The organism is Paraburkholderia sp. J76, from assembly GCF_905220295.1.
In the GTDB taxonomy this organism is placed as follows: Bacteria; Pseudomonadota; Gammaproteobacteria; order Burkholderiales; family Burkholderiaceae; genus Paraburkholderia.
The window spans coordinates 77,597-104,343 of sequence record NZ_CAJMZJ010000007.1; the positions used below are offsets into that span (position 1 = coordinate 77,597).

The following is a 26,747-nucleotide window of genomic DNA, read 5'->3' on the forward strand; positions in this document are numbered from 1 at the left end:
TTTGGGCGCTCACGCGCCCTTCGGAAACCGGCCCCTTCATGTGTTATTAGACCGGTCGTCTAGTACCTTGGCACAATGCGTGACAATCGCGCGCAGTTCACACACTGCGCGGCTGATTCGCATTGGATTAATCGCCCGGAGGCAGGTTCAGCAGAATTCGCGTGGTCGCCAAGGCCGCGTCGAGCGGCCTGCGGTCGCGATGGATCTTTTCGAGCAGGGTTGCGCCGAACCACAGTTCGTAGAGCGTGAGCGCCATGACCGCGGGGTCGCGCACACCCGCGAGCGAGCCATCCGCCCGACCTGCCTCGATACACGCGGCAATGCGCGAGATCGTCGCGCCGGTGCCGCGGCGCAGCGCTTCGCGCATGGGCTCGGAAAGGTCGCTCACTTCAGCGCCCAGTTTCACCGCGAGACACTTGCCTACCGGGTCGTCGGCGCACTGGATCAGGCGCCAGTCGTCCCAGTAGCGCATCAGTTTCTCGGCTGCCGTGCCCGGCGAACGCACGAGCATATCGTCGAGACGCTCGGCATACTCGGCGAAATACGACGTCAGCAGGGCTTCGCCGAACGCTTCCTTCGATCCGAAATAGTGATAGAACGACCCTTTGGGCACTCTGGCGGCCGCGAGAATCTCATTGAGACCCACCGCGGAAAAGCCCTTGCCCAGCAAAATGGGCATGGCGGTATCGAGGATGTGTTGCCGCACTTCAACGGCTGCCGCTGCATTCATGAGACGGCATGTTACAAAGCGATTAGACCAGTCGTCTAGTAATCTCCCACGATGAGTAGTGGCATTGCATCGCAACTCCGCAATCCAACGAGGCACCCATGAGAGGCAACCCATGACGTCACGCACCCTGCTCTGCTACGGCGACTCCAATACGCACGGCACGAAGCCGCTCACCGTACCCGGCGTGTCCGAGCGATTCGGCCCCGCAGACCGCTGGCCCGGCGTGCTGCGCGAGGCGCTCGGCCCGGGCTGGACGATCGTCGAGGAAGGCTTGCCCGCGCGCACCACGGTTCACGACGATCCCATCGAAGGGCGGCACAAGAACGGGCACGCTTATCTGCGGCCCTGCCTTGAAAGCCAGCTACCCGTGGACGTGGTCGCATTGATGCTCGGCACCAACGACCTCAAGACGCGCTTTTCCGTCACGCCCGCGGACATCGCGAATTCGGTGGACGTGCTGCTCGAAACGCTCGTCGCCTGTCGCGCGGGTCCGGGCGGCTCGACGCCGCACGTGCTGCTGATGTCGCCCGTGCCGATCGAGGAGATTGGTTTCCTCGGCGAGATATTCACGGGCGGCGCGGCGAAATCGCGCCTGCTTGCGCCGCTCTACGAGCGCGTGGCCGTGAAATACGGTTCGGCGTTTCTCGACGCCGGCGAATTCGCCGCCGTCAGTCCGACCGATGGCATTCACTACGAAGCCTCGCAACACCACCGCCTCGGCAAGGCCGTAGCGGATGTCGTGCGCCAACGCTTCAGCGCCTAGCCGCGCGTGACGCCAGCGGACGTCGATGGCCGGGCGTCAACTCGACGGCCGCACGCACGGCGAATTTTCGCGAGGAGTGCAATGAGAGAGCGCCCGATCCTCTTCAGCGCCCCGATGGTCCGCGCGATCCTCGAAGGTCGCAAGACGCAGACGCGTCGCATCGCGAAAGGCCAGGCGCTCGACTGGCTACAGCAGGCGCAGTTCACGCCCGAGGATGTCGCGCTTCCCGAGAACGCGCTGTGCCCTCACGGCTTCGCTGGCGATCGGCTCTGGCTTCGCGAAACATTCTTCGCCTACGGACGCTGGGAGACGCGCCACAACGCCAGGAAGGGCCGCAAAGAGTGGCGCTTTGTCGACATGACGCTCGAATGCGATCGGGCGTATCGATACGCGGCCGACAACCCGGATGCGCCGGTGACGAGCCCGAGGAATGACGGCGTATTGCCCGCATGGTGGAAGCGACCCGCGATCCACATGCCACGCGCCGCTTCGCGCATCACGCTCGAAATCGCCGGTGTTCGCGTCGAGCGACTGCAGGAGATCAGCAACGACGACGCATTCGATGAAGGTTGCCCGAGTGATGCGCCTTTCCCGATCGACTGGTATCGCGAGCTGTGGAATGGCTTGAACGCCGCGCGAGGCTTTGCCTGGGACGCCAACCCGTGGGTCTGGGTCGTCGAGTTCCGCAGTGTGCAAGCGGCAGGAGGCCCGTGAGGCCTTGATACTGGAGGGGAAAAATCTGAGGGAGAAGTCCGGAGAGCCCCACGTGGGAGGGCCCTCCGGTCACGATGCGCTTAACGCGACATCATGTTCATGCTGACGTTGTGCATGACCCACAACGTGCCGACGACCACGATCAGGACCGTCAGCACCGTGAAGCCGAACGCCGTGACGTTCCAGCGCTGGCCCGACGACGTGTTCATGTGCAGGAAGAACACGAGGTGAACCACGATCTGCACCACGGCCAGCACGGCGAGGCCGAGCAGCGCGGTTTCGCGCGGGAAGCCGCCGTGCAGCACGAGCCAGAACGAAGCGGCCGTGAGCACCACCGCCAGGACGAAACCGGCCACGTAGCTGCCTACGCTGCCATGGCTCTCTTCTTCATGGATGGAATGAGCACTCATTTAGATCACGCTCGCAAGATAAACAAAGGAGAACACGCAGATCCAGACGATGTCCAGAAAGTGCCAGAAGAGGCTCAGGCACGTCAGGCGGCGGATTTCACGCTCGCCCAGTACCGGCGCCTTCACGGCCTGAACCATCAGGACGATCATCCAGATCATGCCCATCGTCACGTGGATACCGTGGGTGGCAACCAGCGTGAAGAACGACGAGAGGAACGCGCTGCGGCTCGGGCCGTTGCCCTCGGCGATCATGTGCGCGAATTCATGCAGTTCGAAGTACAGGAATGTTGCGCCCAGCAGGAAGGTGATCGCCAGCCAGACCAGCGCTTGACCCTTGCGCTGCTTGTGCGCGCCGATCATCGCGAAGCCGTACGTGATGGACGACAGCAGCAGCACTGCCGTTTCCATCGCGACGCCATTGATGTCGAACAGGTCCTTGCCCGTCGGGCCGCCCGCGAACTGGTTCTGCATCACGGCGAACACTGCGAACAGCGAGCCGAACAGAATGCAGTCCGTCATCAGGTACAGCCAGAAGCCGAACACCGAGTGTGACGGCGGGTGATCGTGGTGATCGTGCTCCGCGAGTGCGGCCGCACTTGTTTTCGTCAACATCAGTTGGCCTCCAGTGCTTCTTCAACCTTGCCACCGCGTTGCTTGTCAGCGAACGCCTTGACCAGTGCGCGGCTACGCGCTTCTTCGTCTGCCCGGACCTTGGCGGCCGGGATGTAATAGCCTTCGTTCTTCTGGAAGCTATAAGCGATTGCCGTACCGACGATGCCGATAAAGCCAACGATCATGAGCCACCAGATGTGCCAGATGCCAGCAAAGCCGAGCACGAGGCTGAAGAAACCGATGAACACACCTGCGCTCGTGTTCGAGGGCATGTGGATGTCGGTGTATTTCGTGTTCGCGACGTCCACGGTCTCGCGGCCGGTGTCCTTCAGGTGCTGGAACTCGTCGAGTTCGCTCACGTGCGGAATGATCGCGAAGTTATACGACGGCGGCGGCGACGAGATCGCCCACTCCAGCGTACGGCCGCCCCACGGATCGCCCGTCAGGTCGCGGTTTTCCGGCAGGTTGCGGTCGCGGATCGACACGTACAGTTGCAGCAGTTGATGCGCGATACCGATTGCCACGAGCACGGCGCCCACCCACGCGATGATCATCCACGGATGCCATGCGGGATTGTCGTAGTGGTTCAGACGGCGGGTGGCGCCCATGAAGCCGAGCACGTACAGCGGCGTGAAGGCGACATAGAAGCCCGAGAGCCAGAACCAGAATGCGCGCTTGCCGAGCTTTTCGTTGAGCTTGAAGCCGAACGCCTTCGGGAACCAGTAGTTGAAGCCGGCCAGGTAGCCGAACAGCACGCCGCCGATGATCACGTTGTGGAAGTGAGCAATCAGGAACAGCGAGTTGTGCAGCACGAAGTCCGCGCCCGGGATCGCCATCATCACGCCGGTCATGCCGCCGATGGTGAAGGTGACCATGAAGCCGATCGTCCAGAGCACCGGCGAGGTGAACTCGAGGCGGCCGCGGTAGATCGTGAACAGCCAGTTGAAGATCTTCACGCCCGTCGGGATCGCGATGATCATCGTCATGATGCCGAAGAACGCGTTGACGTTCGCGCCCGAACCCATCGTGAAGAAGTGGTGCAGCCACACGAGGAACGAGAGCACCATGATCGAGCAGGTCGCGTAGACCATGGTCTTGTAGCCGAACAGCGGCTTCTTCGCGTACGTTGCGACGACTTCCGAGAAGATACCGAACGCCGGCAGGATCAGGATGTACACCTCGGGGTGACCCCAGGCCCAGATCAGGTTCAGGTACAGCATGGCGTTGCCGCCGCCGTCATTCGTGAAGAAGTGCGTGCCGATGTAGCGGTCGAGGCCGAGCAGCGCGAGCGTCACGGTCAGGATCGGGAACGCGGCCATGATCAGCACGTTCGTGCACAGCGCCGTCCACGTGAACACCGGCATCTTCATCATCGTCATGCCGGGAGCGCGCATCTTGATGATGGTGACGAAGAAGTTCACGCCGGTCAGCAGCGTGCCGACACCCGAAATCTGCAGCGCCCACAGGTAGTAATCGACCCCTACCCCCGGACTGTACGCAAGCTCCGAAAGCGGCGGATACGCGAGCCAGCCGGTCTGCGCGAACTCGCCCACGACGAGCGAGATCATCAGCAGGATCGCGCCGACAGCGGTCATCCAGAACGACAGCGAGTTCAGGAACGGGAACGCGACGTCGCGCGCGCCGATCTGCAGCGGCACGATGATGTTCATCAGGCCGACCATGAAGGCCATCGCCATGAAGAAGATCATGATCACGCCGTGCGCCGTGAAGATCTGGTCGTAGTGGTGCGGCGGGAGGTAGCCCGGCGCGTTGTACGCGAGCGCGAGCTGGGTACGCATCATGATCGCGTCGGCGAAGCCGCGCAGCAGCATGATGAGGGCGAGGACGATGTACATCACGCCCAGACGCTTGTGGTCGACGCTCGTCAGCCACTCCGTCCACAGATATTTCCACTTACCGAGGTAAGTGATGCCACCGAGCACGAATGCGCCGATGAGCGCCATGCCGATCATCGTGCCGACGATAATCGGCTCGTGATACGGAATGGCGTCCAGTGTAAGTTTTCCGAACATGCCTGGTTTACCCCTTGGTCACGCACGACGGGTCACTGAAATTCGTGACGTGGCCGTTGTTGTACTTCGCGATGATGTTGTTGAAGAGCTTCGGGTCGACCGTCGAGAAGTACTCAACCGGAGCCTTCTCGCTCGGCTGTGCGACCGATGCGTACTGATCCATGGAAAGCTGCGTCTGCGAAGCCTTCACCTTCTGGACCCACGCGTCGAAGTCTTGCTGGCTCGTGGCGAGCGTGCGGAACTTCATGTCCGAGAAGCCCTTGCCGCTGAAGTTCGCCGAGAGGCCGGCGTAGTCGCCAGCGTGGTCGGCGATCAGGTGCAGACGCGTCTGCATGCCAGCCATCGCATAAACCTGGGTGCCAAGCTGCGGGATGAAGAACGAGTTCATCACCGAGTCCGACGTGATGCTGAAGTTCACCGGCGTGCCAACGGGCACAGCCAACTGGTTCACCGACGCAATGCCGAGATCCGGGTAGATGAAGAGCCACTTCCAGTCGAGCGCCACCACTTCCACATTGATCGGCTTGACGTTCGATTCGAGCGGCTTGTAGGGGTCGAGTTCGTGCGTGGTGTTCCACGTGAGCACGCCGAGGAACAGAATGATCAGCGTCGGGATGGTCCAGACGACGACTTCGATCGCCGTAGAGTGCGACCACTTCGGCGCGTAAGTGGCGCTACGGTTCGACGCGCGATAACGGTACGCGAACCACAGCGTCAGGACGATCACGGGGATCACCACGATCAGCATGGCCCATGTGGAGGTTGCAATTAGCTGCTTTTCCGCCACGCCCACACTTCCCTTGGGGTCGAGAAGCTCCATGTTGCATCCGGAAAGACACAAGGCCAATCCGGCGCTTACGGGAAGCAGTAACCTTTGAAAGGTCGTTCTTTTCATCACGTTTGCCTGAATTTCATTCATTGAATAGTTCCGGACACGTCCCCTGACATCCGACAAAGGAAGCGCGCCCGCATCATACAGCCGCTTTGATATTTCGCAATCAATGAATGTGGAAAATGACCTTTGTCAAAAGAAGATTGAGACACTTTGTCGCATGTGTTCGCGAGGTTTGTCGCGCCTCGGAAACACACGCACATCGCGCCCTGCTCCGCCCTTGACAGCGGTCCGCCGCGGCTACTTTTCGAATCTCAAAATTCGAAAGCTTCTGGACGCACAAACGCGCCGCAGCGCCCGGAAGCGTTGCGGCGCGCTGGTTGCGCCGTCAATCTCTAGCGATCACGTCGGCGAGTGCGGAGCACGAACGTCCGTGCCCGCGCGCACTGCGTCAGCAGGCGCTGCATCGTCGACAGGTTGCTTGCTGCGACCGGCCTGGGTGACGAGGTTCGCCGCCGAGAGTTCGATCGCGTCGGTCATCGGCTTCGGGTAGAGGCCGATCGCGAGCACGAACGCCGCGAGCGAAGCAAAGATCAGCGTTTCGCGGCGGCCGATGTCGGCCAGCTTCGCAACGCCCTTGTTCGCCACAGCGCCAAAGATCACGCGCTTGTACATCCACAGGGTGTACGCAGCGCTCAGGATGACGGTCGTCGCGGCGATCGCGCCGACCCAGAAGTTCACGCGGATCGCGCCCATGATGACCATGAACTCGCCCACGAAGCCCGACGTGCCCGGCAGGCCGAGGTTGGCCATGCAGAACAGCATCATGAAGGTGGCGTAGCGCGGCATTACGTTGACGACGCCGCCGTAAGCCGAGATCGTGCGCGTTTTGGTGCGGTCGAACAGCACGCCGATCGAGAGCAGCATGGCGCCCGACACGAAACCGTACGAGATCATCTGCACGATCGCGCCTTCGGTGCCGATCTGGTTGAAGAGGAACAGGCCCAGCGTGACGAGGCCCATGTGGGCGACCGTCGAGTACGCGAGCAGCTTGGTCATGTCGGTCTGCGCGAGCGCGAGCAGGCTCGAATAGACCACGGCCACGAGCGAGAGCGTGATGATGGCCGGCGCGAAGAAGTGCGCTGCATCAGGCGTGATCGGCAGCGTGAAGCGCAGGAAACCGTAGCCGCCGAGCTTGAGCATGGCCAGCATCACGGTCGCGCCGGTCGGCGCTTCGAGGTGGACGTCGGGCAGCCAGGTGTGGAACGGCCACATCGGCACCTTCACCGCGAAGGCCGCGAAGAAGCCGATGAAAATGAGAAGCTGCGGAACGAAGCCGAGCGTGAGGCCGTGCCACACGGCCATGTCGAAGGTGTGCGACTGGCCGTAGAGGTACAGCATCGACACCAGCATGAGCAGCGAGCCGCCGAACGAGAAGAAGAAGAACTTCACCGCGGCGTAGGTGCGGCGGGCATTGCCCCAGGAGCCGATCAGCAGGTACAGCGGGATCAGCGTGGCTTCGAAGAACACGAAGAACAGCATGCCGTCGGTCGCCGCGAACGTGCCGACCATCAGACCCGAGAGAATCAGGAACGCGCCGAAATACTGCGCGACGCGCACGGTGATCGACTCCCACGAGGCGATCACGATCACGAGCGTCGTGAACGCGGTCAGCACCACGAGCCACATCGAAATGCCGTCGATCCCGAGTCGCCACGCCACGCCGAATTCCGGCAGCCATTCGCGGAATTCGACGAACTGCATGCCGGCGGCATGGTTGTCGAAACCGGAGATGAGCGGAAGCGTCAGCAGCAGACTGACGACGGCGCCAACGAGCGCCAGCCAGCGGGCGCGCTGCGGATGACGATCCGACCCGAGGCGCAGCACGGCCACGCCGAACAGGATGGGAATCCAGATCGCCAGACTCAGGAATGGAACGGATTGCATTTCAACAGGACCTCAAAAATGCGGAGCAAATAGCTTCCACGGCGCACGTTCAGGTGCGCAAGCAACTTGAAAGATTGACGCGGGGTGAAAATCGAACCAGGCTGTCTGTAATGTATTTGTCAGCGACGAGGCGAAATGCAACACACGTTCAAGGGTTAACGAGGGTAAACGGAATACGGAAGTTTTGCAGCGCAACAACACGGGCCGGATCGACGGTTGACACAAGTCATTGTTTTTATTCAGAAACGTACTAAGAGAAAAAACAACAAACGGGCTGCTACAGCCTGTTTTTGGTCGCAAAAACAACGTTTTCGATGGCCGGGGCGCGGTGACGCGCGGCAGGCTGTCACGCTGCGCGGGCAGAATAATACCTTACTTGTTTCTTTCGGTTCAATGACTTATGCATCGCGGTGTAGCCCGCGGTCGTTGCCAAAGCGCGTGCCAGGGGCGTCGCGACGGCTCTGGCGCGGTGCAAAAAAAAGCCCCGGCCGTCATCGGGCCGGGGCCAACTCTCACGTTGCGCCAGAGCGCTGGAGCACGCATGAGCGGCACTTTAGCGACTTGTGGCCCCGTAATTAAGGGCGCCGGCTGGAACAGTTCCTTCCGGTTTTGCCCTTTTATCTTCGCACTCTGGTCTCTTCTTTTCACAAATGAGAATCATTTGCATTTGGAAAAAATTTGTCCCAGAATAGAGCCCACGCCGGACGACCCGGCGCCACCCGAATCGACTGTGCGGGACCGGAGGCTCCATGAACTACACCGCCCCTTTCGCGAGAAATGACACGCTGATCGACGACACTTTCGTCCATCACCCCGACACCGCGGAGCAGACCGTCCTGCGCGCGGTGCGCACCTGGCTGCGCCCGCATTGCGACGCCTACGCCAAGGCCGAAAGCTGGCGCGGCGTACTCGCCGAAGCCGGGCTGGGCGCAGAAGGCTTCGGCTATTTCGATCTACTGATGGGCACACTGTGCCGCGCCTCGTGCCGCCCGCTCGACACGCGCTGCCGCTGCGCTTCCGAACTCGCGAAGGACGAAGGCTCGCTGCTGCAGGTGATCGCGCTGCTGCAGTCCACGCGCAGCGAGGCCGCCGTGCAACTCCTCAACGACTGGCTGCCGACGCCGAGTGTGAGCAGCATGCTCAAAACCGCGCGCTGGTTCGCCATCGCGCTGCTCGACGCGGGATTGCAGTTGAGCGACCGCGCCCGCCGCGTCACTTACATGCACTGACTCGCCCACGCCGGCCCGCGCCGGCGGCATGAGCTAATTACCAAAAACGATTTGGGCGCGCGACGCGCGGGCGGTAGCATCACGCGCTTTGCCGCTATTTGCGCGCCCGCCCGCGTTGCCTCGCATGTCCGCCTCAGCTTCTCCCTCTTCGCTCAGCCCCGCCAGCCGCCCCGTAATCCGCAGCGCCGCCGACGTCTCGCAGCTCGTCAACGCGGGAGCGGCCGCGGGCAGCAACGCGCGCATCGTCGTGGCGATCGCGCTGGGCGGCGTGTTCCTCGACGCGTACGACCTCGGCGCCCTCGCCTTCGGACTCAAGGACGTGGCGCGCGAGTTCTCGCTCTCGCCCGCGGGCACGGGCTTCGTCGCATCGGCCATCACGTTCGGCGCCATCGTCGGCGCGTTTCTCGGCGGCTTCCTCACCGACCGCATCGGGCGCTATCGCGTGTTCATGGCCGACATGTTCTTCTTCGTCGTCGCCGCGATTGCCTGCGCGCTCGCGCCAAACGCATGGGTGCTCGGCGGCGCGCGCTTCGTGATGGGGCTGGGCGTCGGCATCGATCTGCCCGTGGCCATGGCGTTTCTCGCCGAGTTCTCGCGGCTCAAGGGCCGCGGCAACAAGGCTGCGCGCGTGGCGACGTGGTGTCCCGTCTGGTACGCGGCGATCAGCGTGTCGTATCTGCTCGTGCTCGCGTTCTACGCAGGCTTGCCCGCCTCGCACTCGCATCTGCTCTGGCGCCTCACGCTCGGCTTCGGCGCCGTGCCCGCGCTCGTCATCATCGCGATCCGCAGCCGCTATATCAGCGAGTCGCCGGTGTGGGCCGCGAATCAGGGCGATCTCGCGGGCGCGGCACGCATTCTCAAGCGCTCGTATGGCATCGACGCGCAGGTCGCGCCGCTGGCCGACACGCGCGGCGCGGCCAAGCCGGCGCGCGTGGCCTCGTGGAAGAACTATGGCGCGCTGCTGCGCGGCGCCTATACGCGGCGCACGGTGCTCGCCACGGTCATCGGCGTGGCGTCTTCGTTCGCCTACAACGCGGTCGCGTTCGGCCTGCCCGTGATCATCTCGAGCTTCCTCGCGCAGTCCATGCTCACGACGATCCTCGCCTCGCTCGTGCTCAATCTCGGCTTCGCCTTCGTGGGCGGGGTGATCGCCGTGCGTATCGTGCCGCGCTTCGGCGCGTGGAAGCTCACCGTGTGGGGCTACGCTATTCAGTTCGCGGCGCTCGTGGGCCTTGCGATCGTCGGCAAGCCGGCCACGGCGCCCGAAGTCGTGAGCGCGGTCGCCCTGCTCGCCGCTTTCCTGTTCGGCCAGGGCGTCGGCCCCGGTTCGCACTGCATGACGTTCGCCTCGCTCGGCTATCCGACCTCGCTGCGGGGCGTGGGCGTCGGCTTCAACCAGACGCTCATGCGCGCAAGCTCCACGGTCTCGCTATTCCTGTTTCCGGTGCTCGCCGCCGCGCTCGGCACGCACGTATTCTGGATCATCGCAGTCGCGCCGCTCGCCGGGCTCGCGGCGCTGCTTTCGATTCGCTGGGAGCCTTCGGGCTACGACGTCGACGCGGAAGACTTCGACGCCGCCACGCCCGCGCGAACGCTCGCCGGGCGGGACGTGGAAACGGTCCAGTGAATCTCGACGAAGGGCGGTGCGTGCGCGCCGGGCGCTAGTCCCGCTTGCTCAACCGTTCGCGCAGATAACGCCGTACCGCGCGCGCCATCTTCGGATATTGCTCGCCGGGCACGGCGAACAACACGAGCGCGCACAGCGCAAGCAGGCTGCAAAAAACGAACGTGCCGCGATAACCGAACGCCTGCACGAGCATGCCGGAAAGCACGCCCGAAAGAATCGAGCCGAGCCGCGACGCATTGAAGAAGAGCGCCGTTGCGCGCCCCGGCGACGACGGCATCAGATCCTGCACGAAGGTCATGCCAAGACACGACGTGACGGCAACCACGAAGGCGTTGAGCATCTGCATCGGGATTAGCGCGTGCACGCCGGGCGCGAGCGACATCGCCACGAAGTAGACGGCATGCACCACGGCGCACGCCGCCAGCCACCAGGGCTTGTTCAGGACCGAGGCGCGCGCCCCGAGCGCGAGCATCATCGGTATCTCCATGAGCGCGCCGAGGCCTAGCATGATCGACACGTCGATGCGCGTGCCCCGCAAGCCATGCACGATGTAAAGCGGCAGCACGATCATCGTCGCGTTGGCCGCAAGACCGATGAGTGTGAGCGCAACGATCGCGCGCATGATGTCTTTTTGCGAGCCATCCAAAGCGGGCGCCCGGGGGCGCACCTTCGCCTTCCCTTTCGCCGTTCCCGCCGTTCCCGCCGCTGCCGGCAGCGTCGCGGGGTCGCGCGGCGCGCCCGGCAGCACTTCGGCCTGCGTGAGCGGCTGGCCCTCGTACTCCGCCGCGCTTTCGGCGCTCATCTCCTGCGCGACTTCGCCCGAGGTGGGACGCGCCATCAAATGCTGCGTGGCGTGCTCGTCGTGGCGCGGCTCGCGCATGCGCCAGACAATGGTTCCGCAAGCCGCGAAGCTCGCCGCCGCAAACAGGAAGAGCCCGTAGAAGTTCGTCGCCGCGAGCACGAGCGCGCCTACCGCGGGCCCGAACACCCACGCGGCCGAAAGAATCGTGCGCAGCGTCGCGCTTGCGAAGGTGCGCTCGGCGTCGTCGGTCGCGGGCAGCGCCGCGCGGCTGAACGAGAACACGAGCGAGAGCGCGCAACCGCCCGCGCCGATGAACGCAACGCCCACGAGAAGCAGAAGGCGGTAATCGCGCACGACGCACAGGCACAGATAGCCGAGCGTGGCGGCGCACAGCGAGACGAGCAGCAGGGTTCGATGCTTGCCGGTGGCGTCGCTCCAGCGGCCCGCGGCGGTGCTCGCGATCACGCCGCTCGTGGCGATGGCGGTCATGAACACGCCGAGCCGGAACGGCGTCATGCCGGCGCGCTCGACGCCGAAGAGGGAAAGGTACGGCGCGGTGAAGGACATCGCGACGCCCAGCATCAGCGTGGCGCCGGCGAGTGGCAGGAAACCAGGAATACGCAGAAGACCGGCAAAGCGCGAGTTTTTGAGCACGGCGCGGCGGGTAGTGGCGAAAAGAAAGTTGCCCGTGCACGCGCGGTCACGCGACGGCCATATCGACGGCGATTATCGTGCCGAACTCCCACACTGTGCAAGATCGATTCGGCCGCGATCAACATCTGGGTGTGGCTATCCACAACTTACGTGGACAGCCTTGTGCGTAACATTGGGACGACTCCATCAAGTGCTTGACGCAATTAGGATTGTGCTCAAAGTCACCGATTGTTGCAGCGGCGGCGTCGCAGGGAAAATCGCGCGAGCGGTTTTCCACAGATTTTGTTGGCAAGTCAGTGGATAACTCTTCCCCCACAGCGCGGAATCGCACGCCACAAGGCTTTTCGGGCTACGTGGGGAGAAATAGAGCATTCCCCACGCGCCACCAAACATCATTCCCCCACGTTTCCCCTCACGCTGCGGTGCGGGGAAACCTGCGTTCCCCATGGCGGGGACGGTCTACATATTAAACATGTGTCTTGTAGAAGTTGCGGGCTAACGGGAGGCCAGCAGTCGTTTATACAAGTCGCTTGTACACGAAAGACACGTACAAACGATCTGTTCACGCTGCGGCGAACCTATGACGGGACATGCTGTGGGGATTCCCCACGGCGCGCGATGATAGGGCTAGATATCGAACGGCTCGCCCTTCTCGCTTGCCAGCATCGGCTCATCAATGAGCGCACTGGTCCGTATCCGCATGTGATCCAGCAGTTCCGGCCTGCCGTATGCGGCGAGATTCAGCGCCTGGAGCTGGCAGGGATGCAGTATCAGCACGGCGGGTTTGCGGCCATACCGTTCCATGTAGCCGTTGATGCCGTTTGCGATCCTCTGCCAGGTGACAACGCTCTTCGTCCTATTCCTCATAAAATCATACCCTGTGATTTTTGGGTCAGTGCGGCACGGACGCTGCGTCAGCGTCTCAGATACTTCTTCTTCACAAAGCTCGTGGCGGGAACGAAGTGCCACAGCTCCGACTCCGGGTCAAACAGGACCACCTCGTCGCACAGTGATGGCTCGCACACCGTCACTTCGATGGCCGCCAATGCGCGATCCACCACACGAGCCAACCTGTCGGTGCTCCATGAGCCTATAGAGCGTACCGTGTCGCGCCAGGCAAAAAGTCCGGCCCGCTCGTGGATGTCATCAAGCCACCTGAGTCCAGCTTCGTCCACCTCGAACACGTCCGGCGATTCGTTGTCCGGTACTAGAACCCGGATTTCCCTGGAGACCGACGAAAGCCCGCGATCCGTGCGCAGGATGATCCTGCGGTTCATCACCGGCCACGCGGCACGCACGTCTGCCATCAGGCAGTGACGCTCTTCCTTGTAGAACAATGCCCGCTCCACCGAGCTTGCGCACCGGGGGGCGGAACCCCGGTTGTCCGGCACGAGCAAGGTATGCAGCATCGATGAGCGCGGTAACGGCGTTGGTGTAACAGCCAACCGACATCCCATCTTCGGTCCCGTCACACGAAACGTCGTACTGGCCGCCGCCCGTGTCGCGCGCCAGCACCTGTAGCGAGAATTCGGAAAAGTACGGCCGAACACGACCAGATTGCTCATGATTCAACGACACGTCTCCTTCATGACAGGGCACACAGTGATTTCTACAAGACCCCTGTGCTACTTCCTCATTGCTTCGTGGCAGGGGGAAACGGATTCACGAGGTCGGCGGAGTGAATCCAGCCGGTCGTAACTTTCGCTGCATTTCTTGTATTCATATGAGGGTTGTAATAACGCACATATGAAAATTGCTCATATGTCTTTAACACAACAACTCCATCCCCCTTTGTCAGATAGCCCTTTCTAAGGGAAAACTTCCCGTCCTTTAAATCAAAAAGCCCAGTCTTTAGATTAACCAATCTTATCCCGATTGCCGGCGCGGTGTCCGAAACATAATAGCTTTCCGCACCTTCCTGCGAAGGATCGAACTCAAACACACCCATCGCATTCGCACATCCCGCCTGTGGCCGTGTAGTCTTTACCACCCAATCACCCCCTTTCCTGTAAATAAATCCATCTATATCAAATTCCTTAAATCTAGCAGAAAAATTCAAAGACACATCACCGGGAACAAAGGTAAGTATTTTCGTCGAAGAATATCCTCCGATGCCGGAGGAATTGGATTTATCCCCCGGATACTGAGAAAATAAGAAATAACAAGAGAATTTTTCGTTCTCTGAATCATAAAATCCCTCAACAGTTCCATTTTCCCGATATGCAATCAAATTACCTTGGTTAAAAAAAATTGCTTCCCCTGCGATTGCCGAATGTTCAGCAAGAATAACAATCGCACACATCAATATTTTATTTAGCTTCAGCATAATATTTGGCCAAATCAGTTGCATAATTGGGGTTTGTAGATTGCCAATGTTTCCCGTTGTAGGCCCGTGCGACCGCTTCCCAATCGTGATTGCGCAGCCCTTCCAGCGCATCCGGTTTCTCGTTCTTCATAAATGCACAAAATATTTGCGCCTGCCCATCCGTACCCGATAGGAATTTATTTACAAACTCAAATACCGTTGAACGACCACATGATGAATAATATTGCCCAAGAATCTGAAATGCCCCCCCAAGAGCAGGCTCTCAAAGCCACTTCAAAATCAAGACTTGCCGCACGAACTAATTTCTCGTATTGATGCAGTCCGCCAGCGCCATAATTATCCTTTCCATTTGGAAAGCATAAGTCAGGATAAATTGAGATGGACTGCCCCGACTCGACGACGCTGGCGGGATTACGTGAGATATCAAGCAGGGCGTTGAACGGTGACGGGTAACAGCGCAGCGCCGCCTGTCCGCTCTGCAATTCGCTGCCGTGGTACCGGCGCTCCCCATCGTCCTTCTCGAACACAATCACGTAGGCAAGCGGGTCCCATGTGCGTATTTTTTCCATCCACTGGCCCTTAGTAAATACAGCGGCAGCAATCACGTGTTCGGCGGGCTTCGTCTCTGGCACGGTATAACTTCACCGCCGCTCGGGGCCACGGGGACGATTGAAAAAATTCTGCTAGATGCCTACTACTTAACTTCGCGCACGGCAAAATATAGACTTTTGGTTTTGATGTTCAACATATAACCACCGTGAACGCTCTGAAAAGACCCACTTTTCCCCAAGCCGTCAAAAGTAAAACTAACACAGAGATACTGCTGCCCCCCTGCTTTAGCGATACTCCATTGCGCCAAGTTTGGGTTAAATTCTCCCGGCCTAATCTCATGACTATCCCCAAGAGTTAAAGCCTTCGATAATCTGTAAAGCCTTCCAGAATAAATTAACGCTTGATCCGATCTCCCTTCCGCGTAGCCTGCATCACCTCCACGATATTTAAATATATAATTTGCGTTAAATCCGTCCCCATAGTCATCCTCTTGTGTAATTTCACTCGTGCGCAGAATCTTGATCGAAACGGAGTGCGCAACAGACTGGGCCTGAAGACAACTTCTCACCGTATTCTCATCTGGGGGAGCAGCATACCCCAAATCTGAGACGAGCATCAAAATCGCGCCCAAAAATATGATCCGCTTCAATTGTATTCTCTCCCGTGCGTGACACCTAAATATTGCTGATCATATTTCCAAAAAATCGTACCTCCAACGCCCGCTGTTGAGTCGTACACATGATCGTATCGACCCACTTCCACCTTCTTAGTGGACACTGCACCTGTTTTATTGTTCCTGATTTTTACAGTTTTAGTTAAAATCACAAGCTTGGTCGAATCCTTTATTCCATATACATTATGGCTTGGATCAGTAATTTTAACCCCATGCGTCACCTTGAAATGATGCGCATAATTTGTTTTAATGTCCGCCCCATCCCAAAAATAAGCACCATTTGATTTATCCGGACCACCTGAAAGGGCATTGCGTGCAGCATTGATAGCTGCCTGCATTGCGGGCTGCTTTGAGATATCCGAATCCTTCGCGTTCATCAATTGGGAGTAGCGCTGATTACCGTCCTTGACGACAAACGAGAACGTCGGGTCATTTTTGGTAAACGTGGCCATATCGGAGTAGCCGCGGGCATCACGCTGTCGCACAAGCACACTAGCAATGGCCATCATCTCATCAGAATTGTTCTGCAAAGATGATTCACCAAAAGCCATTGCGGCAAGTTGCCTCGTCTGGGCGTCGATAGGTTGTGCGTCTGCGCTCACGGGCGTTGCAGCACTCGCGGGCATTACTGTACTGGCTGGCTGCTCCGGCGAATCTGAATTACTCATGCGTCTTTCCTTGCTGAATCTCCTGCAATCCAAGTAACAAGTTTCAGAGAAGATTGCCCTGAAACACTTACCGTTTCACCACTTGAGTACTCTCCTTTTTGCGTATGGGGATCACCATCACTATATAAGTCGTAGTGGTAGCCTCTGACCGGCGTGATTCCGTCTTTCAGCAAACTAAAGCTTTGCTGGATAATCTCCTCGTCCGGGCCAAGAGTAAGAGGGAAAACGGGCACGGGTATATGCATCGACGCCTTGCCCTGCTTCTGCACCGTAATCGTCTTGAAGAACAGGTCGAACGGACCGCCGAGCGTGATGCTGCCGTCCTTGATCTGGATAAACGCACCACCGCATTCAAGAATGACTTCCTTTGCCGCCGACAACTGGACCTTGCCGTTCACGCTCGCAACGCTGATGTCCTTGTCTGCGGCGAGCGAGATAGGGCCGCTCTGCGCCTGCACCTCGACCGGGCCTTTCGCCGCAAAAATCTTGATGCCAGCCTTCTGCACGAACAGCGAAATCTTTTCGCCCGCCGCCACCGTGAAGCGTTTGAGCACACTCCAGTCGGCGTTCTTCCCGGCCACCGCGTTGATGTTCTCCTGCGCCGCGAACTGGATGCCCTGACCCGCCACGATCCCCGCCGAGGCCGGCGTGCCCGCGAGCAGCCCCGGCTTCTTCAGGCCGTCAAAGTCCTCCTTCATCTGCTGCTGGGTGTCGGTGTCAGCGGGTTCCGCCTTCGCACTGCTGGCGGATGCGGCCAGCGCCTTCGCAGTCGCCAGGGCGCTTTCGAGTTCCGCGATGATCTCCTGCATGTCAAGCTGCTTGCCGGTGGCAGCAGGACGGTCGTATGCCGTCAGGAGCAGGCCCCTGCCTGCACGGTTGACACCCCAGCCCGACGTGCGGATCTCATAGCCCTCACCCCGGTATTCGAGCTTCTGGTTGACGAGGTAGCCCAGGTTAAGCTGTGACTTGCCCGAGTGCTCCGTGCTGAGCTTGATGCCTTCCTGGCTCGCCCAGTCTTCCATACGCAGTTTGTTGTTCGCCTGCGTGCGGATCATGTTGCGCGAGAGCCAACGCCGGTCATTCGTGATGAGGTCGCGTGCCTGGCTGTGGTGATGAAACCCGCAAATTTCCGGCTTGTCAGGGTCCCCATCTCGAAATCGGATTACCGCCTCGTCGTTGTCCAGCGCGACGAAGTGCATGCCGGTCTGGAGTTTGCCCGCGAACGGTTTGGCCAGCCGCATCGGCACGCTCTCGCCGCCCTTCGGCCACGTGCCGAAGTCCGCATCCAGACGGATGACGTAATAGCCTGCCGCCGTAATATAGCCGTAGGAATATTTGTCAGGACTGCAAATTCGCGCGCTGAGTGTGCCCGGTATACGAGCCCAGGTTTCCGGTTTGAGCTGGAGCCGGAAGCGCCGGTCGGCGGGAATCGCCTTGAAACGGTTCGTATAGGGCTCATCCCGCGCGCCACTATGCGTGACCTCGATCACGACCTGGCCTTTCGGTGCATCGGGCAGCACGATATCCATCTCCAGCACGCTTGCACACTGCAACGCCAGTACGTTACTTTCACCTTCGTAAATGATCTGACGTGCAAGTGCCGCCTCGTGGCGAAGCTGCGCTTCCCACTTTGCCCCAGCCTGGTCGAGATGGTGGGTGCCGTAAATGTAGGGCTGGCCGTACGTGGTCGAATCCTGCGGAGCGAGGTTGGCGCTGTCTCTAAATCTCTCCCAGGCCGATTCCGGGTTGTAGTCGGCAACCAGGTAAGACTGCGGCACCGTCTCCGCGTGGGTCTTCAGTAACGTGACCGCCTCCACGCCCCCCGCTTCCAGCCCCGCCGCCTCGCGGTATGGCACGATGCGCTGGGGTTCGTCATAGAGATAATGGTCGATGTCATCCGCGAACACGACCTGGTCGCCGTACTCACACTCCTCGATGAAGGAATAGAGGCCTTCCTTCTGCATCAGCATCTGGACATAGGCCAGATCGACCATCTGATGTTGAAAACGCCACCCATGCACCGGATACTGGCGGCGCAGGCGGAACGAAACCAGGTGATCCGGGATGCCGTGCCGACGCAGCACCGCGCGAATAATGTCAGGCGCCGACTGACGCTGGTAGGTCTGAGTCGTAGTGACTGCCGCCAGCCGCCCGAAGCGCGACTTGAGAACAAACTGGTGCTTCGTCAGGTCGTGCGTCTTCTGGATGACGGAGATGCGTTCGAGGTAGCCTGAGAACTTCTTCACGCTCCCGTCGTCCGCCGTGATGGTGAAAACCGCGTCGAGGTTCAGATAGTCCTCACGGGGCAACGCCTCGGGATGTGTCGCCTCGATCATCACTGTGACCGGCTCGCCCATCGCCTCCGTGGCCGTGAACGACACGACCGACAGTTCAGCGGCGCTTGCCGTTCCTGGAACCTGCAAGTGATACGCCTGGCGGCCCGTGATACCAGGCCGTAATGGATCAAACTCCGCCATGCTTTCAGTTCTCCTTTTTCAGGCTGGCCGGATTGTGTTACACGCATCCGACGACTCCGCTTCCAGCCAAACAAATTAGGGCATATCGGGCAGTGAAGGTTGTACAGACCCCGGAAACATTGATGCACGACAACGACGCCTCGCCGGTCTCGCAAGTCACTTGAAATAACTATGCAGAACGAATCAACCACGCGGGTTGAGGGGCCTTCAGCCCTTCGCACCCCTGATGAATGCGACAACGAGCCACGTGCAGATAATCCAGGTGCACAGCACGGCGACGGACGGATTCACGCCCCACTCCCAGCGGCGCGCAGGCGCGCAGGCGCGCTTCAAGCTCGCGGATGCGCGCCGTCAGCTTCCTGGTATTTTCAGCGGTGTCGTATGCCTGGGCCACAAGCGTCACGATGTACTGCACCAGTTCGTCGCGTGTGTAATCGTTCGGGAAGATGCGGCCTGTACCGGACGCAACGGTGAGATGGCAACCGGTCATCGCGCGCGCTCAGGGGAACGGCGTGGCGCAACCAGGTAAAGCAGCAGCGCGGTCACGCAAAGCACGCCCGCGAACGTGATCTCGAAGAGATCGTTGGGGGTTCAGGAAATCCATCTCGCCGTCTCCACAGGTATTGGGACGGCCCGCTCGAAACAGGGGGAAGGAGGGTGAGCGGGCACAAGACAGGGTTAGCAGACCGGCGTAGAACCTAACCGGCAGGTCCGAAGACCTCCCCGCCCAGGCCGCCCGTTGAAATCTGTGGACGAACAAAGGCAGCCCCACACCCTTGCGGGCGCGGGGGGTTCTACATTCAGGCTACTTATGGAGTATGAAGTAACTCATCTTGACGAAGGACAGATGCTCAGACTCTCGGCGAAGCCAGGAATAACGGGACTATGGCTGATCGCTGGCCCAAGCTCCTTTGAAAGAATGATTGCCATCGACCTCGACTATGTCCACAGGCAGTCGTTTGGCTTGGATCTCATGATCATGTGGCAGACAGTAATCCGCGCTTTCACTCACGACAGGGCATACTGAATCGAATCCCCGTCCCTTCCAGAAAAAAGGCGACCGCATGCATAAGCATGGGGCTAGTCGGAAGCCGGAACAGCGAGCAAACATCCAAGTTGTTGAATCTAAACAGAATAGATGTTTGTCCGTGTGGTGCGTTGCGAGAAAAAGTTCTCCACAGTTTTTGTTGGCAGCCCTGTTAGTAACTTCTGGACATCCACCCCAAGTCACTGATTGAAAACGGGAAGCTCGCAAACGACACAGAAAATGCATGTTTTTTGCGCAGCAAAGTTGTCCACAGTTTTTCTGGACAAACCTGTTGATAACCGCCTGGCGAGCGCGCCAACTCATTGATCGGATGGGGAGTTCGTCGCTTGTGTCGCGCTTGCATCAATTTGCGTTTCCGGTGGGCAACCCGGGCGGCGATGGCCGCCCTTTCCTCCTTGACACATCGTCGCACGCCGCCCTCAGGCCAGGTCTAGCGCCGCAGTGAGATCGCCTGGCGGCGTCTGCGCTCGCGAGACGAACGCCTGATCGCGCGCGGCCACGCCATCGAGCGGCGCGAGTCCATGCACGCGGCTGATGAAGCGCAGGATCGAAACCGTGTCGTAGAACGTGTGATCGACATAGCCTTTCTTCGCGAACGGCGAGATCACGAGCGCCGGAATGCGCGAGCCGGGGCCCCAGCGATCGCCCAGGGGCGGCGCGACCGGGTCCCACCAGCCGCCGTTCTCGTCGTGCGTCACTACGATCAGCGTGTTCGCCCATTGCGGACCGCGCTGGATGTGCTCGATCACGGTCGCGATGTGGCGGTCGCCCGATTCGACGTCCGCATAACCGGCGTGCATGTTCAGGTTGCCCTGCGGCTTGTAGAACGTGACGGCGGGCAACCGCCCCGCGTCGATGTCCGCGAGCAGACGGTTAGTGGACGGATCGTCGCCGAGGCCCGCATCGCGCAGGTGACGCGCGCGCGCCGCCGTGCCCGGCGCGAAGTTAGCAAAGTAGTTGAACGGCTGATGGTGGTACTGAAAGTCGGGCACCGCGCCCGTGTCCTGATGGTCCAGCGCGTATTGCCACGCCCCGCTGTACCAGGCCCAGTCGACGCCCTTCGCCGTTAGCCGGTCGCCGATCGTCGCGTAGGTCTGCGGGCGCAGCACGCGCGGGTTGGACGGATCGGCGAGCGCGCGGCTGCCGTCTTCGGGGGGGCGCACGTTGCTCGGCTGATACGGCGGCGCCATCGTGTTGACCGCGTAGCCGTCGGGCGTGAAGAGGCCGTCGTTGACGAACTTGGGCGGACCGTCGAGCGCCGAGGCCGGCGAGTTCGCCGCGACCTTCAGGCGCGTGCCGGTGGGGTCAATGCCCTCCACGACGGAGGCGAGATGCTTCGCGGCGCTCGTCTGGATATCGGCGTACTGCGGCACCTGCGCCGAGATCAGGTAGATGTGGTTGAGCCACGAGCCGCCAAACGCGCCCATGAAGAAGTTGTCGCAGAGCGTGTACTGCTGCGCGATATTCCAGAGCCGCAAGGTCTGCGCGGAATTCTCGTAAAAGCCCATGACGAGGCCGCCCGAATCGCCCCATGCGGCGAACTGGTTGTTGCGCCCCGCGTTGATCTGCATCTGGTTCTGATAGAACCGGTGGACCAGGTCGCGCGTGATGATGCCGTTCGGCAACGGCTCGCCGTGCGCATCGACGATACGAAACGGGCCATTCGAGAGCCCCGTGATCTGGTGCTCGGCAATCATGTAGCGCTTGCCGTCGAGTTCCTGCGCCTGGGGCACGAGGCCGCCCCAGATCTTCGGCAGTTGCGGCAGCGGCGTCTTGCCGTCGCGATCGAGTTGCGCGTAGCGCTCGGCGCTCACGCTCGCCAGCGGCGTTTGCACGCCGGGATAGTTGCCGTACAGATTGACGAAGCTGCGGTTCTCCGCGTAGATCACGACGATGTTGCGCACCTGGTCGCGCAGCGCGGCGTCCACGCGCGCGTCGGCGGCGCTGCGCGGCGCGCTCGCCGCCGTTTGCGCCGGCGTTTCGCAGCCGCCGAGCGCGAGGCCCACGCCCACCGCCGCCAGTCCGCCGAGCACGCGGCGGCGTGCGGGGTCGTCCGGTCCGGCGGGAAGGGTTGGATCTTCGGGGCGCCCGTTGTTGGGGTCGTCGTTCTGCTTCATCAGTCTGCCTCCATGTGTCGACATGCCCGCAAGGGCGAATCGAGGGGCGCGCATTACGCGCGGCGTACCGCGAATATTACGCAGGAGGATACCGATCCGGTAGTTTGAGAGGCAGAAAGCCGGGCGCAACGAGCGCCTGTTAGCGGCCTTTCAGCCGTCGCGCGGCATGCGCGGCGTGGTCGAAGCGCCGTACGGCTGGGCTTGCGCGAGCGTTTGCGCGGGGCGCGGTTCGCTCGTGTGGCCCTCATGGGCGGCGCGCGGCGCGTTCGGCAACGTCGCGCGCTCGTGACGCGGCACATCGCCTTCGTCGGTCCAGAGCGGATCGGGAATCTCTCCGAACACCTGGCGCAGCCGCTCGCCCCACGTCGAATGAATCATCTGGAAATACGCATTCGATTGATCGAGCGAAGCGTATCGCGTGACGCGCAGAGCATCGCGCTCGTACACGAGCAGGTCGAGCGGCAGGCCGACCGAGAGGTTCGAGCGCAGCGTCGAGTCCATGGAGATGAGCGCGCACTTCGCGGCTTCGTCGAGCGGCGTGCGCGGCGTCAGCACGCGGTCGATGATCGGCTTGCCGTACTTCGACTCGCCGATCTGGAAATACGGATTGACGCTCGACGTCTCGATGAAATTGCCCGCGGCGTAGATCTGGAAAAGCCGCATGGCATGGCCGCCGATCTGCCCGCCGAGGATGAAACTGCAGTTGAAGTCGACGTTGAAGGTTTCGAGCGCCTGCGCGTCGCGTCGGTGCACTTCGCGCACGGCCTCCCCCACCACGCGCGCGGCTTCGACCATGGTGGGCGCGTTCCAGAGCGTGGCGCGCCCAGCGTCCTGCGGCTCGATCAGCACTTGCAGCGTGGCCTGCGTGATGGCCAGGTTGCCCGCCACCAGCAGCACGAGCACGCGCTCGCCGGGCTCTTCGAACACGGCCATCTTGCGCGACGTGCTGACGTGATCGACACCCGCATTCGTGCGCGTGTCCGAAAGAAACACGAGCCCTTCGTCCACCGCCATTGCCACACAGTACGTCATGCGCCTCCTCGCCCGTCCCTGATCAGTGCTTTGTTATAGCGGGAAAACTACTGCTGCGACTGCTGCGCGCTCACATGCACGCTGACATCGAGCGTTTCCCCCGCGCCGCCCACGCGGCGGCCGCGAACCGGCGCGGCGGCGTCGTAGTCACGCCCCACCGCGATCCGGCAATATTTTTCGCTTGCGAAACATGCGTGCGTGACGTCCACGGTCACCCAGCCGTTGTCGAGCCATACATCGACCCATGCGTGGCTCGCCATTTCCGGCACGTCGCCCGGGTCGATGTAGCCGCTCACATAGCGCGCCGGCACGCCGCGCGCGCGGCACACCGCCAGCATCACGTGCGCGTGATCCTGGCATACGCCACGGCCCAGCGACAGCGCGTCCGCCGCGGTGTTCGTCACGTCCGTGACACCGGATTCGTAGCGCACGCGCTCCGTAATGCGCGAAGCCGCGTGGAGGATGGCCGCCGTATCGTCGAGCGGCGGCAGACTGAACGCGAGTTCCGTGAGCGCCTCGTCGGCTTCGGTAAGGCGCGTGGGCGACGTGAAGTGATGCGTAGGCACCGCGCCCTCGCCTTCGGGCAAGCGGCCATCGGGCAGCGCCACGGTCTCGACTTCGCCGCGCACGCGCACGCGAATTTCCCTGTGGGGCCGTGTGAGCACCAGCGTCATCATCGCGTTGCCATAGGCGTCGCGGCACGCGTCAAGCTTGCCCGGCGCATCGACGTGCCATTGCTTGACGATCTGCGCGGCCGTGGTGAGCGGCGAAAGCCGCAACTGCTGGATCGAATACTGCACGGGCGCTTCGTAGCGGTAAACGGTGTCGTGGCGGATAGCGAGCTGCATGACAGGAGTCCTCCATCGAGACGATCGGGATATCGACGCGCGCGGGATCGCGCTAACCCATCGGCAACATCAGATAAGTGCGCGCGACCTGGTTGCCCAGTTCGTACACGCGCCCGAGAAACTGCGTGAGAAACGTATGCACGCCCATGGAGAAGATCTGCCGCAAGTCCGCATAAAGCAGCTCGGCGCGCAGCTTGCCCGCCGTACGCTCGACTTCGCGAGAACCTTCCGTGCGCAGCATCGCGAGATTCGTGCACACGCCGTCCAGCGACGCCAGCAGCGAGCGCGGCATCTGCTGGTTGAGTATCAGCAGCTCCACCACGCGCGCGGGCGTCACGACGTCGCGATACACCTTGCGATAGATTTCGAGCGCGGAAACCGAACTGAGAATCGAGGTCCAGTAATAGAAGTCCTCGAGTTGACGCGCGGCCGACCGCGAATCGGCGTTCGCCACGTCGACGAAACGCACGTCGAGAATGCGCGCCGTGTTGTCCGCGCGTTCGAGGAACGTGCCTAGCTGCGTGAAGAACAGCGCGTCGTCCTGCAACGCCGTGCCAAGACGCACGCCGCGCGAGAGATGCGAGCGGAACTTCACCCACTCGAACAGCGCATCGGGACGGGCCTCGAGTTCGCTGCCGCGCAAGAGTTCGACGAATTGCAGCCACGTGTCGTTGATCGTTTCCCACCATTCCGTGGTGAGCGTGCCGCGCACCGCGCGTGCATTCTCGCGGGTCGCCTGCAGGCACGAGTAAATGCTCGACGGGTTCGTTGGGTCCGCAACGAGAAAGTGCAGGACATTGCTGCTGGTCGCTTCCTCGTGACGGGCGTCGAAAGCGGGCTCCAGTTCGGAGATGCGCAGCATCGCGCGATGCGTTCGCGCCTGCGCGTCGGCGCTGCCCGGCAGCAGGAGCGCCTTCAGATTGATGTCGAGCATGCGCGCGGTATTTTCCGCGCGCTCCATGTAGCGGGCCATCCAGAACAGATGATCGGCGGTGCGGCTCAGCATGATCGACCCTCTTCGCGTGCGTGCGGCATGGCCAGTGAACTTATTCGAGTACCCACGTGTCCTTGGTCCCGCCGCCCTGCGACGAGTTGACGACGAGCGAGCCTTCCTTGAGCGCCACGCGCGTCAGGCCGCCAGCCGCCATCTGGATCGTCTTGCCGGAGAGCACGAAGGGACGCAGGTCGATATGGCGCGGTGCGATGCCCGCCTCGACGAAAGTCGGGCACGCGGAAAGCGACAGCGTGGGCTGCGCGATGTAATTGCCCGGCCGCGCGAGCAGCCGCGCGCGAAACGATTCGATCTCCTCACGAGTGGAAGCGGGACCCACGAGCATGCCGTAGCCGCCCGCGCCGTGCACCTCCTTCACGACGAGGTCGGGCAGATGTTCGAGCGTCCACGCGAGATCGTCCGGGCGGCGGCATTGCCACGTCGGCACGTTCTTCAGGATCGGCTTTTCGCCGAGATAGAACTCGATCATGTCGGGCACATACGGATAGATCGATTTGTCGTCGGCCACGCCCGTGCCCATGGCATTCGCGAGGACGACGCGGCCCGCGCGATACGCCGTGAGCAGCCCCGGCACGCCGAGGGCGGAGTCGGAGCGAAACGCGAGCGGATCGAGAAAGTCGTCGTCCACGCGGCGATAGATCACATCCACGCGGCGCGGCCCTTGCGTCGTGCGCATGAATACGTAGTTATCCTCTACGAACAGATCCTTGCCTTCCACCAACTCGACGCCCATCTGCTGCGCGAGGAACGTGTGCTCGAAATAGGCGGAGTTGTACATGCCGGGCGTGAGCAGCACGACGGTCGGCTCGTCCACGCCTTCGGGCGCCGACGAACGCAGCGTATCGAGCAGCAGATCGGGATAATGCGCGACGGGCGCCACCTTGTGCTGCACGAACAGCTCGGGAAAGAGCCGCATCTGCATCTTTCGGTTTTCGAGCATGTAGGAGACGCCGGAAGGCACGCGCAGATTGTCTTCGAGCACGTAGAACGCGCCATCGCGGCCGTCGCGCACGATGTCGACGCCCGCGATATGCGCATACACGCCCAGCGGCAGGTCGATGCCCTGCATCTCCGGGCGGTACTGCGCATTGGTGTACACCTGATCGGCGGGAATCACGCCCGCACGCACGATGTCGCGCTCGTGATAGACGTCGTGCAGGAACCGGTTGAGCGCCTGCACGCGCTGGCGCAGCCCGCGCTCGAGGAGCGCCCACTCGTCGGCGGGAATGATGCGGGGAATGAGGTCGAATGGAATCAGACGCTCGGTGCCGGAAAGGTCGCCATTCACCGCGAAGGTGATGCCGACCCGCCTGAACAGCAGATCCGCCTCGGCGCGCTTGCGCGCCATCGTCTCGCCAGTCTGCCTCTGGAGCCAGTGCTGGAAGCGTTCGTAGTGCGGGCGCACCGCGCCCTCGTCGCGCATTTCGTCATGGACTTGCATCGGTTCGTTCTCGCGCGTGAGTGCAACTGCGTCAGCGGCGCTGCCGCGTTTCGGCTCACGAAGGAGGCGAGATGCGTTGCGCGCTGCGGTACACGGCTAAAAAGCAAGGCGTATGCCATCGCATTCAGGCCTTGTTTCATGCGCACGATTGGTGCAAGACGGGTGTGACCGGCAGATCGAAACGGGGCACGCCGGCGTGC

At 61.4% G+C, this 26,747-nt stretch carries 25 protein-coding genes; 5 read left to right on the top strand and 20 right to left on the bottom strand.

Translation table 11 applies throughout. The features are described 5' to 3' along the window. Positions 1-127 precede the first annotated feature (127 nt). Positions 128-730 (bottom strand): TetR/AcrR family transcriptional regulator, encoded by a 603-nt coding sequence (locus tag U5768_RS15335; protein WP_322031258.1) that lies wholly within the window; start codon positions 728-730, stop codon positions 128-130. Between the two features lie 112 nt (positions 731-842). On the opposite strand from U5768_RS15335, the gene U5768_RS15340 reads away from it, so the two are divergent. Together U5768_RS15340 and U5768_RS15345 are read left to right on the top strand one after the other, a co-directional pair. After that, on the top strand, positions 843-1,493 hold the full coding sequence (locus U5768_RS15340; protein ID WP_322031259.1) for an SGNH/GDSL hydrolase family protein: 651 nt from the start codon (positions 843-845) through the stop codon (positions 1,491-1,493). A 6-nt stretch (positions 1,494-1,499) separates the two neighbouring features. Next, complete coding sequence (locus U5768_RS15345) at positions 1,500-2,207, top strand: hypothetical protein (RefSeq protein ID WP_322031260.1); 708 nt, start codon at positions 1,500-1,502, stop codon at positions 2,205-2,207. A gap of 80 nt (positions 2,208-2,287) precedes the next feature. Here U5768_RS15345 and cyoD read toward each other — a convergent pair whose 3' ends face one another. From cyoD to U5768_RS15370, 5 genes are all read right to left on the bottom strand, one after another. Next, positions 2,288-2,617, bottom strand: a complete 330-nt coding sequence (gene cyoD / locus U5768_RS15350; protein WP_310631508.1) for a cytochrome o ubiquinol oxidase subunit IV — start codon at positions 2,615-2,617, stop codon at positions 2,288-2,290. Further along, complete coding sequence (gene cyoC, locus U5768_RS15355; RefSeq protein ID WP_322031261.1) at positions 2,618-3,229, bottom strand: cytochrome o ubiquinol oxidase subunit III; 612 nt, start codon at positions 3,227-3,229, stop codon at positions 2,618-2,620. Beyond that, the gene (cyoB, locus tag U5768_RS15360; RefSeq protein WP_322031262.1) at positions 3,229-5,262 is read right to left on the bottom strand and encodes a cytochrome o ubiquinol oxidase subunit I; all 2,034 of its coding nucleotides are present in this window, start codon (positions 5,260-5,262) and stop codon (positions 3,229-3,231) included. The genes cyoC and cyoB overlap by 1 nt, the downstream gene beginning before the upstream one ends. 7 nt (positions 5,263-5,269) lie before the next feature. Next, on the bottom strand, positions 5,270-6,157 hold the full coding sequence (gene cyoA / locus U5768_RS15365) for a ubiquinol oxidase subunit II (RefSeq protein WP_322031263.1): 888 nt from the start codon (positions 6,155-6,157) through the stop codon (positions 5,270-5,272). A gap of 339 nt (positions 6,158-6,496) precedes the next feature. Further along, on the bottom strand, positions 6,497-8,041 hold the full coding sequence (locus U5768_RS15370) for an NADH-quinone oxidoreductase subunit M (RefSeq protein WP_322031264.1): 1,545 nt from the start codon (positions 8,039-8,041) through the stop codon (positions 6,497-6,499). Positions 8,042-8,790: 749 nt separating this feature from the next. On the opposite strand from U5768_RS15370, the gene U5768_RS15375 reads away from it, so the two are divergent. Together U5768_RS15375 and U5768_RS15380 are read left to right on the top strand one after the other, a co-directional pair. Next, entirely contained in the window at positions 8,791-9,270 is a 480-nt protein-coding gene (locus tag U5768_RS15375; protein WP_322031265.1) for a hypothetical protein, read from the top strand. Between the two features lie 124 nt (positions 9,271-9,394). Continuing rightward, a complete protein-coding gene (locus U5768_RS15380; protein WP_322031266.1) occupies positions 9,395-10,897 on the top strand; it encodes an MFS transporter in 1,503 nt (500 codons plus the stop codon). Positions 10,898-10,931: 34 nt separating this feature from the next. Here U5768_RS15380 and U5768_RS15385 read toward each other — a convergent pair whose 3' ends face one another. From U5768_RS15385 to U5768_RS15425, 9 genes are all read right to left on the bottom strand, one after another. After that, on the bottom strand, positions 10,932-12,353 hold the full coding sequence (locus U5768_RS15385; protein WP_322031267.1) for a sugar efflux transporter: 1,422 nt from the start codon (positions 12,351-12,353) through the stop codon (positions 10,932-10,934). Between the two features lie 627 nt (positions 12,354-12,980). Next, on the bottom strand, positions 12,981-13,220 hold the full coding sequence (locus U5768_RS15390; protein ID WP_322031268.1) for a hypothetical protein: 240 nt from the start codon (positions 13,218-13,220) through the stop codon (positions 12,981-12,983). A 47-nt stretch (positions 13,221-13,267) separates the two neighbouring features. Further along, positions 13,268-13,918 (bottom strand): hypothetical protein, encoded by a 651-nt coding sequence (locus U5768_RS15395; RefSeq protein WP_322031269.1) that lies wholly within the window; start codon positions 13,916-13,918, stop codon positions 13,268-13,270. Positions 13,919-14,662: 744 nt separating this feature from the next. Then, positions 14,663-14,914, bottom strand: coding sequence for an N-acetylmuramidase domain-containing protein (locus U5768_RS31965; protein ID WP_415913916.1), 252 nt, complete (start codon positions 14,912-14,914; stop codon positions 14,663-14,665). Continuing rightward, complete coding sequence (locus tag U5768_RS15405; RefSeq protein ID WP_322031271.1) at positions 14,868-15,311, bottom strand: N-acetylmuramidase domain-containing protein; 444 nt, start codon at positions 15,309-15,311, stop codon at positions 14,868-14,870. The genes U5768_RS31965 and U5768_RS15405 overlap by 47 nt, the downstream gene beginning before the upstream one ends. A gap of 62 nt (positions 15,312-15,373) precedes the next feature. Then, a complete protein-coding gene (locus U5768_RS15410) occupies positions 15,374-15,880 on the bottom strand; it encodes a hypothetical protein (RefSeq protein ID WP_322031272.1) in 507 nt (168 codons plus the stop codon). After that, positions 15,877-16,572 carry a hypothetical protein gene (locus tag U5768_RS15415; protein ID WP_322031273.1) on the bottom strand — a complete coding sequence of 232 codons (696 nt, stop codon included), beginning with the start codon at positions 16,570-16,572 and terminating at the stop codon, positions 15,877-15,879. The genes U5768_RS15410 and U5768_RS15415 overlap by 4 nt, the downstream gene beginning before the upstream one ends. Next, a complete protein-coding gene (locus U5768_RS15420) occupies positions 16,569-19,049 on the bottom strand; it encodes a type VI secretion system tip protein VgrG (protein ID WP_322031274.1) in 2,481 nt (826 codons plus the stop codon). Before U5768_RS15420 ends, U5768_RS15415 begins: the two co-directional genes overlap by 4 nt. 169 nt (positions 19,050-19,218) lie before the next feature. Continuing rightward, complete coding sequence (locus U5768_RS15425; protein WP_322031275.1) at positions 19,219-19,539, bottom strand: hypothetical protein; 321 nt, start codon at positions 19,537-19,539, stop codon at positions 19,219-19,221. Between the two features lie 357 nt (positions 19,540-19,896). Between U5768_RS15425 and U5768_RS31970 the strand changes: the two genes are divergently transcribed. Further along, positions 19,897-20,076 (top strand): sugar transferase, encoded by a 180-nt coding sequence (locus tag U5768_RS31970; protein ID WP_415913917.1) that lies wholly within the window; start codon positions 19,897-19,899, stop codon positions 20,074-20,076. Positions 20,077-20,516: 440 nt separating this feature from the next. Here U5768_RS31970 and U5768_RS15430 read toward each other — a convergent pair whose 3' ends face one another. The 5 genes from U5768_RS15430 to U5768_RS15450 all read right to left on the bottom strand — a co-directional run bounded on the left by U5768_RS15430 (position 20,517) and on the right by U5768_RS15450 (position 26,547). Next, a complete protein-coding gene (locus tag U5768_RS15430; RefSeq protein WP_322031276.1) occupies positions 20,517-22,214 on the bottom strand; it encodes an acid phosphatase in 1,698 nt (565 codons plus the stop codon). Positions 22,215-22,364: 150 nt separating this feature from the next. Further along, positions 22,365-23,246 (bottom strand): proteasome-type protease, encoded by an 882-nt coding sequence (locus tag U5768_RS15435; protein WP_322031277.1) that lies wholly within the window; start codon positions 23,244-23,246, stop codon positions 22,365-22,367. A 47-nt stretch (positions 23,247-23,293) separates the two neighbouring features. Next, positions 23,294-24,094, bottom strand: a complete 801-nt coding sequence (locus tag U5768_RS15440) for a transglutaminase family protein (protein ID WP_322031278.1) — start codon at positions 24,092-24,094, stop codon at positions 23,294-23,296. Between the two features lie 52 nt (positions 24,095-24,146). Then, complete coding sequence (locus U5768_RS15445) at positions 24,147-25,100, bottom strand: alpha-E domain-containing protein (RefSeq protein WP_322031279.1); 954 nt, start codon at positions 25,098-25,100, stop codon at positions 24,147-24,149. Between the two features lie 40 nt (positions 25,101-25,140). Beyond that, positions 25,141-26,547: a circularly permuted type 2 ATP-grasp protein gene (locus U5768_RS15450; protein WP_322031280.1), complete on the bottom strand. Its 1,407-nt coding sequence runs from the start codon at positions 26,545-26,547 to the stop codon at positions 25,141-25,143. Positions 26,548-26,747: the final 200 nt, after the last annotated feature.

Coding starts and splice junctions, on each gene's coding strand:
- U5768_RS15335 (WP_322031258.1), bottom strand. CDS start 730: ATGAATGCAGCGGCAGCCGTTGAAGTGCGGCAACACATCCTCGATACC.
- U5768_RS15340 (WP_322031259.1), top strand. CDS start 843: ATGACGTCACGCACCCTGCTCTGCTACGGCGACTCCAATACGCACGGC.
- cyoD (WP_310631508.1), bottom strand. CDS start 2,617: ATGAGTGCTCATTCCATCCATGAAGAAGAGAGCCATGGCAGCGTAGGC.
- cyoC (WP_322031261.1), bottom strand. CDS start 3,229: ATGTTGACGAAAACAAGTGCGGCCGCACTCGCGGAGCACGATCACCAC.
- cyoB (WP_322031262.1), bottom strand. CDS start 5,262: ATGTTCGGAAAACTTACACTGGACGCCATTCCGTATCACGAGCCGATT.
- cyoA (WP_322031263.1), bottom strand. CDS start 6,157: ATGAAAAGAACGACCTTTCAAAGGTTACTGCTTCCCGTAAGCGCCGGA.
- U5768_RS15370 (WP_322031264.1), bottom strand. CDS start 8,041: ATGCAATCCGTTCCATTCCTGAGTCTGGCGATCTGGATTCCCATCCTG.
- U5768_RS15375 (WP_322031265.1), top strand. CDS start 8,791: ATGAACTACACCGCCCCTTTCGCGAGAAATGACACGCTGATCGACGAC.
- U5768_RS15380 (WP_322031266.1), top strand. CDS start 9,395: ATGTCCGCCTCAGCTTCTCCCTCTTCGCTCAGCCCCGCCAGCCGCCCC.
- U5768_RS15390 (WP_322031268.1), bottom strand. CDS start 13,220: ATGAGGAATAGGACGAAGAGCGTTGTCACCTGGCAGAGGATCGCAAAC.
- U5768_RS15395 (WP_322031269.1), bottom strand. CDS start 13,918: ATGAGCAATCTGGTCGTGTTCGGCCGTACTTTTCCGAATTCTCGCTAC.
- U5768_RS15415 (WP_322031273.1), bottom strand. CDS start 16,572: ATGAGTAATTCAGATTCGCCGGAGCAGCCAGCCAGTACAGTAATGCCC.
- U5768_RS15420 (WP_322031274.1), bottom strand. CDS start 19,049: ATGGCGGAGTTTGATCCATTACGGCCTGGTATCACGGGCCGCCAGGCG.
- U5768_RS15425 (WP_322031275.1), bottom strand. CDS start 19,539: ATGACCGGTTGCCATCTCACCGTTGCGTCCGGTACAGGCCGCATCTTC.
- U5768_RS31970 (WP_415913917.1), top strand. CDS start 19,897: ATGCTCAGACTCTCGGCGAAGCCAGGAATAACGGGACTATGGCTGATC.
- U5768_RS15430 (WP_322031276.1), bottom strand. CDS start 22,214: ATGAAGCAGAACGACGACCCCAACAACGGGCGCCCCGAAGATCCAACC.
- U5768_RS15435 (WP_322031277.1), bottom strand. CDS start 23,246: ATGACGTACTGTGTGGCAATGGCGGTGGACGAAGGGCTCGTGTTTCTT.
- U5768_RS15440 (WP_322031278.1), bottom strand. CDS start 24,094: ATGCAGCTCGCTATCCGCCACGACACCGTTTACCGCTACGAAGCGCCC.
- U5768_RS15445 (WP_322031279.1), bottom strand. CDS start 25,100: ATGCTGAGCCGCACCGCCGATCATCTGTTCTGGATGGCCCGCTACATG.
- U5768_RS15450 (WP_322031280.1), bottom strand. CDS start 26,547: ATGCAAGTCCATGACGAAATGCGCGACGAGGGCGCGGTGCGCCCGCAC.